This is a genomic window from Nocardia sp. CA-129566, from assembly GCF_050956075.1.
In the GTDB taxonomy this organism is placed as follows: Bacteria; Actinomycetota; Actinomycetes; order Mycobacteriales; family Mycobacteriaceae; genus Nocardia.
The window spans coordinates 4,554,896-4,571,028 of record NZ_CP192085.1; the positions used below are offsets into that span (position 1 = coordinate 4,554,896).

The following is a 16,133-nucleotide window of genomic DNA, read 5'->3' on the forward strand; positions in this document are numbered from 1 at the left end:
GGTGAGGCTCCAGGGCGCGGTAGAGGGTGGAGCGGCCGATCCCAACCCGATCCAGGTGCGGGCTCCTTCGTGGCGGCGCATGCGGGTGCGGCGCAGCCCGAATCCTCGTTTGAGGTGGCTGATGCGGGCCTCGACGCCGATGCGCCAGTTACGCATTCGCCGGAAGGAGCGGGTGCGTTCGTGTTCTGTCGGCGATTTCGCCGGTGAGCCGGTCGATCTCGCCCGATGCCTGGCCGGTGCGGCGCCGCAGGGTGCGGCTGATCTGCTTGATCCGCCGCCCGGCGGCGCGGCTGCGGTCGCGGAACGCTTTTCAGGGGCAAGTAGCTAGACGTCGACCGAAGAGAACGACGACGAATCGAGACGGCGATCAACGTCGCCCGCAAATGTTCGGACCCACCGACCCGGCTACCCGGCGCTTGCGGTCGCCGACTGAATTTGCCGATGAAGGCTGCCGCCGAACGTTCGAGTCACATTATGCCGCAGCGTATCCGGTGAATTCATGCGCGGTCACGGTGACCATGCGACCGCCCATCGCCCGCACCTGCGAGTGGACTCTGGGATCACCACTGGGCGGCAACAGCATCGACCACACCGGAGTTCCGTCGACGCCATCGATCGCCTGCACGGTGACACCGTCGGTCAGGATGAGATGGGTTGCGTCGGTGATGCCGTCATAGCTTGTGAATTTCGTGGCGTGTTCGAACGGCGAGGGCCGCTGCCAGATTCGATGCCCGTCGGTGAGATCGAGCCCGGAAAGCGTTGTGCCATCGAGTGATCGGATGATCACGGTATCTCGCACCACACCCTCGATCGCGTCCATGCGCCCGGATGTGCCGTCGATGCCGATCTCGGGATTGGTCCACAGGACTCGGCCTGTCGTGCGCTCGTAGGCACTCTCGCCGGTCAGGATCGGCAGTGGCGACGCGGTGGCGACCGGGTACCACTCGAGCATGAAGCTGGCATTGGCGACCTCGGTGATGCGGTGTCCGTCGCGGCCGAGCAACGCGACTTTTCCCGCGGTGCCGCTGCGATCGATCACCTGCGAGGCGATCATGCCACCGTCGAAGACATAGCCGACCGGTCCGGTGAAAAGCGGCTCGCCAGTGCGCAAATCGTAGACACGAATGTTGCCGTAGCGCCCGTACCGGAAGTAGTCCGGTGCGCTGATGACGGGTGTGACCGGCTCTCCGGGAACCACTGTCGGAAACGTCTTACGCCAGCTCGCGGCGATATCTGAGACGGTTCCTCGCGTGAAGACAGCGGTCTGCCAATCCGCGGTTCGCCCCGCCACCGTGACGACACCGTCGCGAGCATCGACCTGCTCCACCTCGAAATCGGTGATGTGGTCGGTGAGCACCGTGCCCGTCGCGCTGTCGACGATCAGGACCCGATGGGTGTCCCAACAGCTCAGCAGGCCTTGAAACACCTGTTCGGCGCAGCTGGCGATCGCGCCGACATCGATTGTCCAGTGCGGCTTTCCGGTATCGGGGTCGATACCGTGCAGTCGCACCGCGCTGACCGGCTGCCCGACCCCGCCACCCGCGCTGTCCGGCACCGCGGTGGCCGCTACGATCGTGGTCCCGGCATCGATCGGCGTGCCGTTTCCGTAGTAGACGTTCAGACTGTGCGGAGCGGACAGTAGAACAGCGCCGGGGTCAGTGGACAGATCGGCGGCGCGCACCGTCCAGCGAGGAGTGGGTGCGGAGCCTAGAGTGGGCTCGATACGAAACTTGCCGCCCACCACCGGCGCTGCCTGCTGGGACTGCCGCGGTGATCGATCCGCCCATACGACCGCAGCGACACCCAACACGACGGCCACGACCAGCACCGCGATCCAACTTCGACGCCTGTTCGGACCGGTGAACCACTGTGCAGCCGTGTTCATGCGGAGAGGTCTCCTTCATACATCTATCTGGACCAGGCACTGGCCGAACTATGCGAATCTGCAAGGTATCAGCCATCGTTGAAGGGTGGCGATCGCGAGGACGACCCATCGCTGGTGATTTCCCATAGCTGGAAGATCAAGTTCTCGGCGCGGTGGGATTCGCCGACCTGGAGATGCCGCGTCTGAGGAAGCAAACGAGCTTCAGATGGTGCCGCCGCAGTCGATCTCGACCATGATCGGAACGATGTAACAGACCCCAGCGGGTGGCAGACCTAGCAAACCACGCACGTGCTCGACCACCACCGCGGGAACCTCGTCCAGCTTCGGGAAATACCCCAGCCGCTGATACGACTTCAGCTACACCACCAAGGCCAGCAGATGCTGATCGCTCTGCGTCTTCTCCCGCGCCCACGCGACCTCGGCGACCGTCGGCGTTGACGACTCAACCAGCTCCCGCGCGGGAACCACTCTCTTGAACCGCGGATACGCGGTGCGATCGATCGCCGTCACAACCCAGACCCCGAGCAAGAAACCGACGTAACGCAGCGCAGCCTATCCAGCCCGCGCAGTCCGACACTGGTCGGGTTTTGTCACACCGAGCTCACCACCCGCTGCCTAACAACCTCGGAGCATATCCGCCCTGCCCAGCAGATTCGGGAGCTCATTGCCCCTTACGCTCGTATCCCGGCAGGCCCCCCTGTTCGGGCGCTCGGGCAGCCGGACCGGGCCACCGCATTTCCGGCCGTCGTGGCGCGTGTTCGCCCGAGTCGCGTGCTCCGAATCAGTCCGGTAGCAACGGAACCGAGAGACCTTCGCCGCGGCCGATGAGGGCGGCGCGGGTGACGGCGGCGGAGCCGAAGCGGCGGCGCAGGTCGTCGAGGGTGGCGTCGAGCGTGTTGCTGGCGCGCGGTTCCAGGGGCAGGGTGAGTTGGACGGCGTCGGCATTGTCGAGATTGGTCAGGGCCAGGCCGATCAGGGTGAGGCCGCGCTCCTGGATCATGGGCATCGCGGTGCCGAGCAGGGTGCGGGCGGCGTACAGGATCGTCTCGGTATGGTCGGTCGCCTCGGGCAGGGTGTGCGAACGGGTGGCCCGGGTGAAATCGTCGAAACGCATGCGCAGCACCACGGTTCGGCAGACGCGCTCGGCCGCGCGCAGTCGGCGGCCGAGGCGGTCGGTCAGGCCGTGCAGGTAGGCCTCGATCTCGTCGGGCGGCCGGTGCCTCCTGCCGAGTGCGCGTTGGGCGCCGATGGAGCGGCGGCGGACGCCGGTTTCGACGCGGCGTGGGTCGCGGGCCCAGGACAGTGCGTACAGGTGGCGGGCGGCGGCAGGTCCGAGGATCGAGCGCAGCGGCGCCTCACCGAGTTCGGCGAGTTGACCGATCCGGGTGATGCCGTGCTCGTGCAGGGTGCGGGAGGTGACCTCGCCGACGCCCCAGAGTCGTTCGACCGGTAGCGGATGCAGGAAGTCGAGTTCGAGTTCCGGTGGCACCAGCCGCAATCCGTCGGGTTTGGCGACCGCGCTGGCCACCTTCGCGAGGAATTTGGTGCGCGCGATGCCGACCGAAATCGGCAGCCCGACCTGATCGCGCACCGCGGCCCGCAGCCGCCGCCCGATGTCGACGGGTTCGCCCGCGATCCGCCGCAACCCGCCCACATCGAGGAACGCCTCATCGATGGAGATGCCCTCGACCACCGGTGTGGTGTTGTGGAAGACCTCGAAGACGGCCCTGCTCGCCTCGGCATAGGCCGACATGCGCGGCGGCACGACTATGGCATGCGGGCAAAGCCGCAGCGCCGCACCACCATTCATCGGTGTGCGCACCCCGAACGCCTTCGCCTCATAGCTGGCCGCGAGCACCACCCCGCCCCCGACGATGACCGGATGCCCACGCAGCCGAGGATTGTCCCGCTGTTCGACCGAGGCATAGAACGAGTCCAGGTCCGCATGCAGAATCGACGCCTCGGCCCGCGCCTGGATCCGCGGCCGCCCCGACCGCGCGCGAGCCCCATTGACCTGGGGCTGCGGCGGGCGAACGAACTCGGACACGAACATATGTTCGCATAGACCAGGGTCTCCCGGTCAAGCTTCATGGCGGGTCTCCGTGTGACCGATCACCGTATCGGTCACTTGATCACGACATTTGTCACCGACGTTGGTGTGACTCGCCGCGATGGATGACCGGTCGCAGTGATATTTGACCGCCGCGTTCGACCTTGGGCCGCGTTGCAGGAACCATATCGTCGTCGAGGTGAGCGAAGCTGCGATCAGGGGTTGGTCGACTGCGGAGGCGAACAGCAGTGCCCCCGGCTCCGAACCGGTCGGTGGCGGAGGTGCTGATGCCTGAGCCGACCGCGATCACTCGGCCGTCTGTGGCGGGCGTGATGGCAGGATGTGCGGATGGCGGCGAATCAGCCCTGGGCGGGGGTGCACGGTGACCTGCTGGCGGCGAAGACATTGGTCTACGACCCGGGTGGCTTTGCTTGCGCACACCCGGTGCCCGAACCCGAGAGTGCCGAATACGCGGCTCACGGGTTCACGATCGATGGGTTGGCGGTCAGATTTCGCGTGGCCAAGACCACCCCGACGAAGGTCGGCCAGTTCGTCACCATGTGGCAGCGGTCCGTAGAAGGTCCGATCCGGCCTTTTGATGTCGCTGATGGGGTTGATCTCTTCGTCGTCAGTAGCCATGACAGCGGGGGCTTCGGACAGTTCGTGTTCCCGCAAGAGGTGCTGTGTGCGCGCGGCATCGTGTCCAGGAGCGGTTCCGGTGGGAAGCGAGGGGTTCCGCGTCTACCCGCCCTGGGTGACCACGACCAATCGTCAGGCATGCAGCACTCAGGCATGGCAGGTGAACTATTTCCTCTGTCTCCGGGAGGACCGGCTTGCCGAGGTGGAGCGTGCCAAAGCCCTCTACCACCGGTAGGTGCACCCTTCAGTCGCCGGGCCTGTTTCCAATCGTGATCAAGACCTGGGATGCCGCTTCCGGTTCATCATTGGACATACAACTTGCTACCAGTACTGATGCCGTTTTCCGTCGGTGTCGGCGATGAAGATGACTGCGTCGGCGCTGTCCAGGTCCGCCGGGTTGAGCGGGATGTGGCCGGGCACAATGGGTTTGCCCGTGCCGATGGGCGGGGCGAGGGCGGCGCGCAGGGCCGGTGTCGGGAACAGGGCGCGTCGGGTGGTTGCCTCGGCCAGCACGTTCTGGAGGGTGCCCGGATCGCTGTGGGGGTTGGCGTCGGTTGCCAGGAACATGTAGCGCTCGCCGAGGGTGAGCCCGACGAGCGCGCCAGCGCTGCCCCAGGTCATGTCGTCGTCGCCGATCGAGGTATGGGCACGCTGCAAGTGCGCGTTGTGCGCGAACACCAGGCTCGGCCCGCGGCGCTGCTCCTGGGCGACGATCGCGAGCAGGTTCTCGGCCATCATCTCGGCGCGCAGGCTGAGCAGGGTCGCGATGCGATCGGGGGCGGGGCTGGCCATCGCCGCGTGATAGCGCAGCAGGCCCTGGGCGGTGCGCGCGTGCGCGGCGGCATGGGCGTAGCCGTTCGGGTCGGCTGGACACCGGGCAGGTGCCGCGCGGCGCAGCGCGCTGGCGAGGTCGTCGGCGACGATGCGCAGGGCGCGCGCACGATCGGAGTCCCCGATGGACGCCGCCGGGTCGAACATGGCCGCCTCGTTCGTCCATCCCGCGTCCGCACCGAGCAGCACGTCGAGGTCGCGGACGGATTCAGGCCGCAGTGCCGCGGGCAGGTAGTCATTGACCGAGGACAGTGCACGTCGTGGGCTCGGCGCACCGGAGTACTCCACCGGGGCGTCGAAGCCGTAGAAGCGAACCCGATCCTGCGGCGCGCGCTCGGCGTTGTGTGCGCGGAGCCATTCGACGAGTTCGCGGTTGCCCGGCACGGCGCCGAACCCGTGGCTGAACCCGGTCGCGAGCACCTCGTCGACATCCCCCCTTGCCCCGCCGACGTAGTCGTCGACAACGGACGCGGCGCAGACATCAATTTCCAGCACGATCGACCGGTACCCGCGTTCGACGAGCTGGCCGAGGAGTTCGTTGCGCAGCAACGGGAACGCCTCGATTCCGTGGGTCGGCTCGCCGAGGCCGAGCAGGGTCGGCGGCTCGGTTCGCGGGGCGAGCAGTTCATCGATGGCACGGCCCAGGCTGGCCGGGTCGTCGAGTTGGCGGCCGATCCCGCGTAGTGATGCGGCAGTGGACATGAACACCCCTTTTCAGAAGGAACTGCCCTCGACAGTATCGTTGAAGATTCGAGTGAAACTTCTGCGACATCTACCGGAGATCCAGAGATCAAAGCCTCAATCGGAGGTGCCATCTGCGACCCATCGACCTCGCCCGGGAGCACGGGTTGTCCGCGCAGGCGATCCGCAACTACGACGACGCGGGCATCCTCCCGCCGACCGAGCGCAGCGAGACCGGCTACCGGCGCTACACGCCCCTGCACGCACAGGCCCTGCGCGCCTTCCTCGCGTTGCGCGGTGCCCACGGGCACCAGCAGGCTATGGAAATCATGCGCGCGACCAACCAGGGCGATACCGAGTTGGCCTACCGGCTCATCGACGCCGCACACGTCGCGCTGCTGGCCGAACGCGATACCCGCACCCAAGTCGCAACGGCCCTGGCCAGCCTGTCCACCACGACACCGCCCCCGATCCACGGTCGACCGCTGACCGTGGGTGAACTCGCAAGGCGACTGGGCGTGCACCCGGCGACGCTGCGCACCTGGGAGACCGAGGGCATCCTGCGCCCGGAACGCGACCGGGCAACGGGTTACCGCCGATACGGACCGGACTGTGTGCGCGACGCCGAAATCGCACGACAGCTGCGCCGAGGCGGGTACCTGCTGCACCAGGTCGCGCAGTTTATCGAGTCGCTGCGCGAGGCGGGCGGGGCGGACGCATTGCGCGCCTTCCTCGACTCCTGGCAGGACCGGCTGACCATGCGCAGCCGCAACCTTCTCACCGGCGCGGCCCAGCTCGATACCTACCTCACCCTGCTCGATCAGACGCAGCGGGGATGCGCGGCGCGATAGTGCCAAGGCTGGATCCTGAAACCATGCGCACGGACCCGAGCGCCCGGTCAACATACTCAGCTCGGCAAGAGTGAGCGGTCGCACCGCGCTTCGCCACGCTGGCGCCGACCACATGTCCTTCCAAATCCTGCCGACTTCGTGACGCAAGACAGGGCGGAAGCGGACCGAGAATGGTTGCCGGTTTCGCGGCGCACACGTGCGGGTGTGCTGGATCGTGTCAGAGTGTGCGCTCGTCGAGCGGGATGAGCAGGGGGTGGGCGAAGCGGAGGATTTCCTCTGCGGCATCGAATTCCATGGTCACGCCGGTACCCGGGCGGTCGGCCCATTCCGGCGGCACCGCTGTGCCCGGCCAGGTATGCCCGCCGCCGAATAGCGTCCAGGCCGTCACCTGGGCGCCTCCGACGCCTCCGGTCGCGGTCTGTCGGGTCGACGTCTCGGTTGTGATCGCGGGCTGGTCGTGCCGACAGCGGTTGAGTGCCCGCCAGTGCTGGGCGGTCTCGAGCAGTCCGAATGTGCGGCCGCGCGGTTCACCGTCGGGTCCGCGGTGGCGCGAAAAGCCGCCGGTGATCGGTTGGATCGGGTCGGCGTCGCCGTTGACGAGCATCGCCGACACGGCATGGGTGGGCCGGACATCGCGCAATGCCGCAGGGAAGCCGCCGGCGACCGCGGCGAATACCGGCACCAGGTCGGCGGCCGCCAGTGCGAATCGGTGCGACATGAAGGCGCCGTTGGACATACCGACCACAATGGTCCGATCCGGTGCGGTGCCGAACTGGTCGGCGCACCGATCGATCACCGCGCGCAGGAATGACACATCGTCCACGCCCGCCTGGTCGGCGGTCGTGACGCCTCGGCCATCGGCCCAGCAACCACCGTGCCCGTCGGGGTAGGCGACCGCGATGCCCCAGTCGTCGGCGTGGGCCGCGAAACTGGTCCAGTCGTACATGATCGGTCTGGTCGCGGCGGCCGGATTCCCGGACATATTGCCGTGCAGAACCATCACCAACGGCGCGTGCTGCACACGCGGTGGGCGCACGGCGCAGGTGCGGACGAGCCCGTCGATGGCGAATTCGCCGGTTACCAGGTCATCGCCCATCGTCTGCCTCCTCGAGCCGAGGTCTAAAGCCTAACGAGCGAATCTACGGTATGACTACGTAGCAACAGGCCCAGCCAGCTACCCTGGGACTTCAGAGGTGTCCAGTAAGGGATGAGGGAGTCGGCATCGTGCGTGGTTTCGGGGACTTGGAGGCGGTGATCATGGACCGCATTTGGGATCGGGACGCGGAGACCACAACGGTCCGCGAAATCTTCGACGAACTGGCCGCCGAACGCGGCATCGCCTACACCACGGTCATGTCGACCATGGACAATCTGCACCGCAAGGGTTGGCTGGCGCGCGAACGCGCCGGCAAGGCCTACCGATACTGGCCCACCCTCACCCGCGAGGAGCACAGTGCCCGGCTCATGCTCGAGGCGCTCGGCTCCGGCGGCCGCTCCGATCTGGTGCTCAGCCATTTCGTCGATCGGATCAGCGAGGAGGAGTCGGCGGGGCTGCGCGCCGCACTGCGTCGGCTGACCTCGCGCAAGACCCCCGAGGCGCCGTGAACATAGCGGTGAGCCTGATGATCTACGGCGGTATGGTGGCCACCTTCGGCCCGACCGTGCTGCGCAGACTCACCCACCGCGGTGCCGCCCCCAGGCTGGGGGTACTCGCCTGGCTGGTCGCGATCGCGGGCGTGCTCGGCGCGTGGGCCATGGCGGCCGGAGTGCTGATCGTCGAATTCGCCACCTTTTGTCAGCATCCCGCCGACACTCTGCGTGACTCCTATACGGTGCTGTCCACGCCCATCCACCTGCACGGCGGTTCGATCGCCCGAACGGGCACCCTGACACTTGCGGCGCTGGTCGCCATCGCCGTCATCGGCATGCTGGTGCACACCGCGCGCGCCATGGTGCGCTTCCGGCGCACCACCCGCGCGCACGGGCGCGCCGTGCGGATGGTCGGCCGCCGCGTGCCGGGCGTGAGTGCGGTGGTACTGGATTCGCCGCAGCGCCAAGCCTATTGCGTGGCCGGACGCCCCGACACCATTGTCGTCACCAGCGCCGCGGTCGACGCCCTGACCCGTGAACAACTCGCCGCGGTGCTCGCACATGAGCACGCGCATCTGAGCGGCCGCCATGGCACGCTGATCGGATTGCTGCGCGCCATCGCGACCACCCTGCCCGGGGTGCGTCTGGTGACCGACGGGGTCGGCGAAATCGGTCGCCTGCTGGAGATGTGCGCCGACGATAGGGCCGCACGCAGACACGGCGCGGAACCGCTGCTCGGCGGCCTGCTCGCGATCGTCGGCGCGACCGGTCCGGTCCCGGCGGGTGCGCTCAGCGCCGCGGCCACCGCGGTGCTGGCGCGGGCCGAGCGCCTGGCCGCGCCGGTCGGCCCGGTGCGGCGTGCGACCAACCGGACGGCCTTGCTCGCCGTAATGGCGACAACGGTGATCGGCCTACTCGAAATCGCGGTCGGAGTACTGTTCTGCACCACAGTGCTGGGATGAATCAGGTGCGATGAATACGGCGCTGGGATGAATCCGGCGCCCGACTCAACTCCGCCGCGCGCCGGTCCGCCGAATAGGAGGAGGGGTAGTAGGTGCACGTCACCTGGGATCAGGTCTTCACCTGGAGACTGCGCAGGCAATACGTCACGAAACCGGTCGATATCGGGATCACCGAGATCGTCGAGCGGCTGTGCGGTGTGCAGGCTCAGGTGACCGCGGCGGCCGACCTCGCGGTCGCGCTACGGCGGTGCAAACCCGAACCCGGCGCGCTACTACCGGAGTTGGCCGCAGGCACGCTGATGAAGACCTGGGCCATGCGCGGCACCCTGCATGCGCTCGCCCCGGAGCTGGCGGCGGCGGTCCTTTCGTTGATCGGCTCGGCACGGACCTGGGAAAAGCCCGCCTGGCAGCGCACGTTCGGGGCATCCCCAGCCGAGGTCGCGGCATTGGCCGATGCCGTGTCGCAGGTCCTCGATGGTGTCGTGCTCAGCCGGGACGAACTGGTCGACGCGCTGGTCGCCGATCCCGCCTTCCATCGACTCGGTGCGGAGTTGCGCTCCGGCTGGGGTGCACTGCTCAAGCCGCTGGCCTGGCAGGGCGCGCTGTGTCACGGTCCGGCGCAGGGCAATCGCGTCACCTTCACCAGTCCGTCCCATCTCATTCGCGGCTGGCGCGGCCTGCCCGATCCGGATGCGGCCGCACCGGTGGCCATCACGGCCTATCTCGGCGCGTACGGCCCGGCCACCCCGGAGACCTTCGATGCCTGGCTCAGTCGAAACAGTCTGAAGAAAACGACGGTGCGCCGGTGGTTTTCGGAATTGGGGGAGGAGTTGACCGAGGTCGATATCGCGGGCCGTCGCGCCTATGTGCTCACCGAACACGCCGATGAACTCGCCGCCACCGAGCCGCTGGACACCTCGGTTCACCTGCTGGGCGCCTTCGACCAATATGTGCTCGGCCCCGGCACCGGCGATACCGAACTGCTGCCCGCCCAACACCGCGCGCGAGTCAGCCGGGCGGCAGGCTGGATCTCGCCGATCCTGGTCATCGGCGGCCGTATCGCGGGTACCTGGGAGATCAGCGGCAACGACCTGTCCGTCACCACCTTCGACGGATCCTTGCCGCCGACCCGCGACCTGAAGGCCGCCGCCGATCACGTCGCCGCCGCCATGAGCCACAGCGGATTCGCCGTACACGTGGCGTAAGAACGCGGCATTCAGCCCCGACTTATGTTGTGCCCCTTGCTGATATCTGGTCGGCCAGGCGCGCAAGCGTACGATCGCCATACCCTCGACCGCGCTCGGCCCAGCCGGTGTGAGAGCTCGGTTTCCCTGCCAGGGCTGCCGCTGGCGGCGGTGATCTCTGCAGCAGATCCAGCAGGTGTGCCCGGTGGTGGCCGGTGTGATCAACAAGATCGACACCAATCCGCGATGGGGCAACGTCCAGAGGGCCAACCGCAAGCTGCTCACCGAGGCGGGCGGGCTGAGACAACAGCGGCCGAACGACCAATGGCGAGCGAGGAATCCGTTGGCGCCGAATCGGGTTGAGAGCTGTACCGGCCGCTCACCACGATGTTGACGACGATTCCTCGCCCGGTGCTACCAAGCGGGCTCGACGCGCGGGAGGTCATCCGGCAATGCACGCGTGAACTTTGCAGGAGGCGGCAGTTATTACGTGAAGATTGCCCCCATTGCGAGGCCGATGAGAAATCCGATGATGCACAACAGGAATCCGGCGAATGCGGCTAGTAGCCCGACGCCTGCTCGGCGGGTGCTGTCACTGAGTGGAAGGCCGGCGGCGCTGATGGCGATGAGTAGGCCACCAGCGATGGGTGGTCCGGTTATGAACCAGATCGCGTCGCGGGCGACTAGTCCGGTGTAAGGCAACGAGATAGAGACCATGCCGATGACCACGGCGATGAACGCTTCAGGCCCGAACCAGTCCTGCCGGGCGTATTTCGACGGTAGGCCGCTCATGCGGTAGCCAACCAGACGAATACAACGAGTAAGCCGGATGTCGCTATACCGGTAGCCGTACCCAGCGACCGTGGTGTTCTCCGAAGCGCAAGAAGTACCGCCGCCACCGCCATAACGACTGTAATGGCGGCGAATACCCAATGCTTCGATGCGTCGACCGACGGGTACGCCGCGTCGGCCACGCGGATCGCCAGCGCGAACAGCATTACCGCCGTCGCCGAAGCGAGCGGCACTGCTAGCGTCGTCGCCTGCCAGAAAACGGGGCCGGACATCAAGCCACGCACATGGGCGGCGTCACGATGCTCCACTAGCGCACAACCACAGTTGAGGGCGGATTGCTCGGGCTACCCAGGGTTGTCGGTTTGTTCCGCTCCCAGTTCGGATCGCTGAAGTCGGCTTTGAACGGCTCGAACATTGCTTTTCCTCCTCCTACTTCATGGAAGGACGGTAGGTTGGCGAGTGGTCCCCACTGGCTCCCGGAATTCGCCGGATCGATCAAGACAGGGCGTGAATTTCCTGCAGAATTGTCCTGGTAGATCTCGATGGACGGGTAGTCGGTGATTTCTCCACCAGCCACCACCCGGGGCGTGCCAGGATTCCCGCTTGTCGGTGATATGACGAGTTCACCGTTGACGGTATGGCCGGTCACGCTGGATCCCGGCGGAGCAAACGGATTCCCCGCATCATATTGGATCAGGACCGAACCATTTGACAGCTGCGACGCCTGAACTTCCGGTTCACCGACCTTCACTTCACCCGATGTAGTGACCGATGGATTTTGCCGGGTGATGATGAGGCCGTTCTCGTAGTCGACATACGTGGTGACACGCGCGTGTTCGGGATCGAAGTTGGGGTCCTCGGAGCGATTGTCCCCCAGGTCGTAGTTGGGCACATTGAACACCTGCGCGGCAGGGATGAAGGCAGCGGTGCGAACCACTCCCTGGCCGGGGACCGGCTGGATGCGCGCGACCTTGATATTCGGCGGCACGCCCTGATATTTCGGATCGTAACTATTCGGGTTCAAGGCTTCGGCGGTCTTCCAGTCGGTCGGACTGGATGGTGCTCGGCCGAAGATCTGTTGGAACGCCGCCGCCGACGTACGGAGACGATCAGGATTCGAGCGAGAGTCCTGTTTCTTGTCGTCCTCGATCGTCTTGGTCGCCTCGGTCAGCACCGATTCCGGCGCCATAGCGTCGAGTTCTTGATTCGCCTGCGCGATATTCGCGCCCCACTGCGCATCCGAACTTTCCAGAATCGAGACCAAGCCTGCGAGTCTCGAAAGCTGCATTCCCGCTTCGGAATTCCAATCCTCCACGCCGTTCATGGTCCAGTCGTCGGCGACGGTGACCGGCGATACAACATAGTGCTGGAAGATGGTTCGGATCTCCGCAAGTGGGTGTGCCATATCTCGGGCTGCCCCAGAGCTCGCGGTTGCGAGATCGTCGTATGCCGTTGCGATTGCACGCATCTGGGTGCGTTCCCGGTCGGCCTTCTCTTCTGCGGCCTTGCTGGCTTCGCCCCTCCAAGCCAAGTCGTCGTGGATCGTGGCATGCATGGTGTCGGAGGCTTTGATGATCGCGTCAGCTATCGCGGTGGCACTGACGGCCACCGCCTGCAGACCGGACACATCCCAACTCAGCACCTCACCTGGAGTACCCACCGTGTTACCGCCCTGCGTGCGGGTCGCCGGAGTTGATATCGCCGATAGCAGCGAGCCGCTTCGCGGCATCGAGGTCAGTGTCGTGAAAGGTTTCTGCCGACAGCGCCAACAGACTGGAGAACTGGTTGAACCGAGCCTTCAGCACATCCTTGGCCCGCCTACTCGACGGGTCCGACTTGCCCAGCGCTGTCCCGACCGCGGACCCTTTCAACTTGTCCGCGTTCGGACCCGCGCCCAGGTGTGGAGCCTGATCGATCTCAGCGGGAAGCGCGGCCATCACACCCGCCGCCCCTCGCAGGCTATCCGGATTGACCTCGAACGACATACCGCTCCCTCCGCGCTCCCCACTGAGAGCGGGAGCCTCATTCCAGTTCGCCTGTGTACTGATACTGACGCACGGAGTCGATGATCGGTTCCGCCGGACCGCATTTCGATCACCACGATGATCACCATCACGTCGACAGGTTGACGCCCACACCCATCGACAACGTCGCCATTCCACGGTGCAGGTCGAACTTCCTGCCTAAGTCGGCTACCTGAGTGTGTTCAGTGTCCGTGTGGTGGGCAGACAGACGCTAACTCCCCAAATCGCTGGTCGGCGGTGTCGGCAGCACGAGAAGACTGGATCACTGCGTGGCATCTGAGATCTGCCCCTTTGGTCGGAGACCCTGGCTTTGATCGAGCCAGGGAGGACGAACCTGGAGTCGCCAAACGCATCGAATGCCTTGTTCGCACCGCGGCGAAAGGTAGGGCTCACGCAGAGTGCATGGCGGCTCTATTCTTCACGGCGACAGTGTCTTTCGTCGGCTACAGTGTCGACCCGAGCCAGGATGCGAACCCGAGCAAGCTGTCCGTCTGCCGACGCTGGGTCATGGCGATACCGTGGAGCGTCTCGCGAACCGACGAGTGCAGCCGGGTTTGCTGGGGTGCGGCGGCGCGGGCCTTGTTGAGCGCGGCCAAGGCGCGGTCGGGCTTGCCGGACATCAGCCAGGCACGGGCATTGTCCTGCCAGTGGTGCGCGATACGGGTCGGTGGGGCGCCGGGTGCGTAGGTCAGCGTGTCGCCTTCGACAGCTGCCTTGTTGGGGTCGCCCGCTTCGAGTTCCACAGCGTGGCTGTGGATCTCGACATTCAGTGGGCCGAATGCCGTCATGTACAGATCTGTCTCCCCCGTGCGGGCTGCGAACTCGTGTGCCGCTCGTACATGGTCGGCCGCAGCGGCGTAGTTCAGCGTCCGGGCGTCGTTGATCGCGCCGGTCAGATGCGAGTACCCGGCGAGCACCATTCCCGCCCTGCTGTCGTCGGCGGCGTTGATAGCCGAGTCGATAAGCCGGGCGGCTACGGCGGACTCGCCGTAATGGGTGAGCACCCGTGCGCGCGCGAGTGCGGAGAACGCGCCGTAGATCGGGTCGTCGGCGAGTGGGGCGTAGCTGTCGGCCAGGTCGAGCGCCGGCAGCGCCATCATCATGTGTCCGGTGCGGCGTACCGACCATTCGGCGAGCACGTAGGCGGAGGTCAACAGTGTGTAAGCGTGTGCTTTGACGTCGCCGGACTGCTCACGGATCGCGCCGTGCAGCTGGCGGATCAGTGCGGGCAACACCTCGATGGTTTGCCGGGTGCGGTCGCTGCGGTAGAGCTGTTGTGCCGCTGCGAGTTCGGCCTCGAGCCGTTCGAGCGGGGCTGGTTCGGTGGCGCGGGCGTGGCGGCCTTCGGTGAGCAGAATCGACAACGTGTTGATCGCGTCGGACAGCGGCTTGCCATCGTTGTAGGGTGCGCCGGTCAACTGCTCGGGTGTGATCAGTAGCACGCGGGCCACTGCGGAAATGAATCCGGGTGAAGCCACCTCACGGCCTTGCTCGACAGCCTTGACCATGCTCAGGCTGTACTGGGCGCGGGTGGCCAACTGCCGTTGGCTCAGCCCTGCGATCTTGCGTTCGGCGGCAAGTGCTTGCCCGATGTGCTGCTGCCCCATGCTTCGAGCGTAGATCGATGCCGAGGCCACGTCTTCCTGTCCCTTCGCTGGCCCTTCGGCCCTTCGCCAAGCGCGAAGCTCAATGGCAGCCCCGCCGCCGGGTCGAGGCCCTGTTCCCCATCGGCACATCGACCGCCCGGCCAACCATCCGGTTGGTGGCGACTGCTCCCCGGCGGCGGGTGCTTACCAATACGCGATCAGGAGGGACAGCACGGAATGAGTCCGGACACAGACATCTGCCAGCAGCACACGCCGTGGCGAACCACACCCGCCGATGCTGACGAGAGAAGTCGAAAGCCGTCCGCTTCGTCCGGGCCAATGGGGCTGGGCCGGACACGTCGCAGCACGTGATCGAGACTCGTTGCCACGCTGAGCAGTTGGACTATTGTTACCTCCTTGATCCCAAGCCGCCGGCGGCGCCCGGTCCCGACATGCAGACCTTGCTGGATGTACTGGATGGCCTGACCGACCCCGGCGCGGATGCCACGGCACTCGCCGCACGGCTCACACCGACAGCCGCACCCCACGATGCAAGGCAGCGATGAGGCCGCGTCCGACCGCGCTGGGTTGGATAGACCCGGTGGTTACCGGAATGCCGGAATGGGATGCCGCGCAGGTGCGGCGGCTGGCGCGGCGGCTCGGCTACGCGCTGGTGTGGCCGCCCGACATCACGCTGGTGCCGCTGGTCGACCAGGTTCGGGGTGCGGATGTGGATGCGGTGATCATGCCGTCCCCGCTGCATCTGGATGTGCTGATGTTGCATGCGGTGATGTGTGTCGCAGACGTCGAAACTGTAGCTCCGCGAATGTCTTTCGCCCGTTGGACCGCGTTCTCGTGTGGAAGGCAGGGATGGTGAGTTGGAGCACGGCCGGGCTGGTACTGGCGGCTGGTGTGCCGGTGGCGGTGTTGGTGTGGGCGCTGTGCTGGCCGGTGCGGGTGTCGCAGCGCAAGCCCAAGAGCAAGCGGCGCGGAAGTGAATAGCGAAGACCCAGTGGTCGGGTGATCGGGAACAGGGTGCGGGGACGTAGCGACTCCAG

Annotated in this window: 16 protein-coding genes and 2 pseudogenes; 8 read left to right on the forward strand and 10 right to left on the reverse strand. The window is 66.2% G+C overall.

Annotated elements, in window-relative coordinates; all coding sequences use genetic code 11:
* Positions 1-39 precede the first annotated feature (39 nt).
* The 4 genes and pseudogenes from ACQP0C_RS19485 to dinB all read right to left on the reverse strand — a co-directional run.
* A pseudogene (locus ACQP0C_RS19485) lies at positions 40-307 on the reverse strand (hypothetical protein); the annotation flags it as partial.
* A 165-nt stretch (positions 308-472) separates the two neighbouring features.
* Positions 473-1,885: a PQQ-binding-like beta-propeller repeat protein gene (locus ACQP0C_RS19490; protein WP_433734301.1), complete on the reverse strand. Its 1,413-nt coding sequence runs from the start codon at positions 1,883-1,885 to the stop codon at positions 473-475.
* A gap of 357 nt (positions 1,886-2,242) precedes the next feature.
* The gene (locus tag ACQP0C_RS19495; protein WP_433734302.1) at positions 2,243-2,395 is read right to left on the reverse strand and encodes a hypothetical protein; all 153 of its coding nucleotides are present in this window, start codon (positions 2,393-2,395) and stop codon (positions 2,243-2,245) included.
* 271 nt (positions 2,396-2,666) lie between these two features.
* Complete coding sequence (gene dinB, locus ACQP0C_RS19500; RefSeq protein ID WP_433734303.1) at positions 2,667-3,938, reverse strand: DNA polymerase IV; 1,272 nt, start codon at positions 3,936-3,938, stop codon at positions 2,667-2,669.
* Positions 3,939-4,283: 345 nt separating this feature from the next.
* Here dinB and ACQP0C_RS19505 point away from each other — a divergent pair.
* Both ACQP0C_RS19505 and ACQP0C_RS19510 read left to right on the forward strand, forming a co-directional pair.
* Positions 4,284-4,595, forward strand: a pseudogene (locus ACQP0C_RS19505) (MepB family protein); the annotation flags it as partial.
* Positions 4,573-4,809, forward strand: a complete 237-nt coding sequence (locus ACQP0C_RS19510) for a MepB family protein (RefSeq protein WP_433734594.1) — start codon at positions 4,573-4,575, stop codon at positions 4,807-4,809. The pseudogene ACQP0C_RS19505 and the gene ACQP0C_RS19510, both read left to right, overlap by 23 nt.
* An 86-nt stretch (positions 4,810-4,895) precedes the next feature.
* Here ACQP0C_RS19510 and ACQP0C_RS19515 read toward each other — a convergent pair whose 3' ends face one another.
* Complete coding sequence (locus ACQP0C_RS19515; protein ID WP_433734304.1) at positions 4,896-6,107, reverse strand: erythromycin esterase family protein; 1,212 nt, start codon at positions 6,105-6,107, stop codon at positions 4,896-4,898.
* Positions 6,108-6,220: 113 nt separating this feature from the next.
* On the opposite strand from ACQP0C_RS19515, the gene ACQP0C_RS19520 reads away from it, so the two are divergent.
* Positions 6,221-6,937: a MerR family transcriptional regulator gene (locus ACQP0C_RS19520; protein ID WP_433734595.1), complete on the forward strand. Its 717-nt coding sequence runs from the start codon at positions 6,221-6,223 to the stop codon at positions 6,935-6,937.
* 217 nt (positions 6,938-7,154) lie between these two features.
* Here ACQP0C_RS19520 and ACQP0C_RS19525 read toward each other — a convergent pair whose 3' ends face one another.
* Positions 7,155-8,033 (reverse strand): alpha/beta hydrolase family esterase, encoded by an 879-nt coding sequence (locus ACQP0C_RS19525; RefSeq protein WP_433734305.1) that lies wholly within the window; start codon positions 8,031-8,033, stop codon positions 7,155-7,157.
* 128 nt (positions 8,034-8,161) lie between these two features.
* Here ACQP0C_RS19525 and ACQP0C_RS19530 point away from each other — a divergent pair, with 128 nt between their 5' ends.
* The 3 genes from ACQP0C_RS19530 to ACQP0C_RS19540 all read left to right on the forward strand — a co-directional run bounded on the left by ACQP0C_RS19530 (position 8,162) and on the right by ACQP0C_RS19540 (position 10,694).
* Entirely contained in the window at positions 8,162-8,542 is a 381-nt protein-coding gene (locus ACQP0C_RS19530; RefSeq protein ID WP_040690485.1) for a BlaI/MecI/CopY family transcriptional regulator, read from the forward strand.
* Positions 8,539-9,489 (forward strand): M56 family metallopeptidase, encoded by a 951-nt coding sequence (locus tag ACQP0C_RS19535; protein ID WP_433734306.1) that lies wholly within the window; start codon positions 8,539-8,541, stop codon positions 9,487-9,489. The genes ACQP0C_RS19530 and ACQP0C_RS19535 overlap by 4 nt, the downstream gene beginning before the upstream one ends.
* 92 nt (positions 9,490-9,581) lie before the next feature.
* Positions 9,582-10,694, forward strand: coding sequence for a winged helix DNA-binding domain-containing protein (locus ACQP0C_RS19540; protein WP_433734307.1), 1,113 nt, complete (start codon positions 9,582-9,584; stop codon positions 10,692-10,694).
* A 465-nt stretch (positions 10,695-11,159) separates the two neighbouring features.
* Here the strand turns inward: ACQP0C_RS19540 and ACQP0C_RS19545 are convergent, their stop codons facing one another.
* The 4 genes from ACQP0C_RS19545 to ACQP0C_RS19560 all read right to left on the reverse strand — a co-directional run bounded on the left by ACQP0C_RS19545 (position 11,160) and on the right by ACQP0C_RS19560 (position 15,096).
* Positions 11,160-11,606, reverse strand: a complete 447-nt coding sequence (locus tag ACQP0C_RS19545; protein ID WP_433734308.1) for a hypothetical protein — start codon at positions 11,604-11,606, stop codon at positions 11,160-11,162.
* A 166-nt stretch (positions 11,607-11,772) separates the two neighbouring features.
* Entirely contained in the window at positions 11,773-13,092 is a 1,320-nt protein-coding gene (locus ACQP0C_RS19550) for a WXG100 family type VII secretion target (RefSeq protein WP_433734309.1), read from the reverse strand.
* 37 nt (positions 13,093-13,129) lie between these two features.
* Positions 13,130-13,450 carry a hypothetical protein gene (locus ACQP0C_RS19555; protein ID WP_433734310.1) on the reverse strand — a complete coding sequence of 107 codons (321 nt, stop codon included), beginning with the start codon at positions 13,448-13,450 and terminating at the stop codon, positions 13,130-13,132.
* A gap of 482 nt (positions 13,451-13,932) precedes the next feature.
* Positions 13,933-15,096, reverse strand: a complete 1,164-nt coding sequence (locus tag ACQP0C_RS19560) for a helix-turn-helix domain-containing protein (RefSeq protein ID WP_433734311.1) — start codon at positions 15,094-15,096, stop codon at positions 13,933-13,935.
* 580 nt (positions 15,097-15,676) lie between these two features.
* Here ACQP0C_RS19560 and ACQP0C_RS19565 point away from each other — a divergent pair.
* A complete protein-coding gene (locus ACQP0C_RS19565; RefSeq protein WP_433734312.1) occupies positions 15,677-15,952 on the forward strand; it encodes a hypothetical protein in 276 nt (91 codons plus the stop codon).
* Positions 15,946-16,077 (forward strand): hypothetical protein, encoded by a 132-nt coding sequence (locus ACQP0C_RS19570; protein ID WP_433734313.1) that lies wholly within the window; start codon positions 15,946-15,948, stop codon positions 16,075-16,077. Before ACQP0C_RS19565 ends, ACQP0C_RS19570 begins: the two co-directional genes overlap by 7 nt.
* The last annotated feature ends 56 nt before the right edge of the window (positions 16,078-16,133 follow it).

Excerpts from the sequence above, each read along its gene's own strand:
- ACQP0C_RS19490 (WP_433734301.1), bottom strand. The coding sequence starts at position 1,885 with ATGAACACGGCTGCACAGTGGTTCACCGGTCCGAACAGGCGTCGAAGT.
- ACQP0C_RS19525 (WP_433734305.1), bottom strand. The coding sequence starts at position 8,033 with ATGGGCGATGACCTGGTAACCGGCGAATTCGCCATCGACGGGCTCGTC.
- ACQP0C_RS19510 (WP_433734594.1), top strand. The coding sequence starts at position 4,573 with ATGACAGCGGGGGCTTCGGACAGTTCGTGTTCCCGCAAGAGGTGCTGT.
- dinB (WP_433734303.1), bottom strand. The coding sequence starts at position 3,938 with ATGTTCGTGTCCGAGTTCGTTCGCCCGCCGCAGCCCCAGGTCAATGGG.
- ACQP0C_RS19560 (WP_433734311.1), bottom strand. The coding sequence starts at position 15,096 with ATGGGGCAGCAGCACATCGGGCAAGCACTTGCCGCCGAACGCAAGATC.
- ACQP0C_RS19570 (WP_433734313.1), top strand. The coding sequence starts at position 15,946 with ATGGTGAGTTGGAGCACGGCCGGGCTGGTACTGGCGGCTGGTGTGCCG.
- ACQP0C_RS19515 (WP_433734304.1), bottom strand. The coding sequence starts at position 6,107 with ATGTCCACTGCCGCATCACTACGCGGGATCGGCCGCCAACTCGACGAC.
- ACQP0C_RS19555 (WP_433734310.1), bottom strand. The coding sequence starts at position 13,450 with ATGTCGTTCGAGGTCAATCCGGATAGCCTGCGAGGGGCGGCGGGTGTG.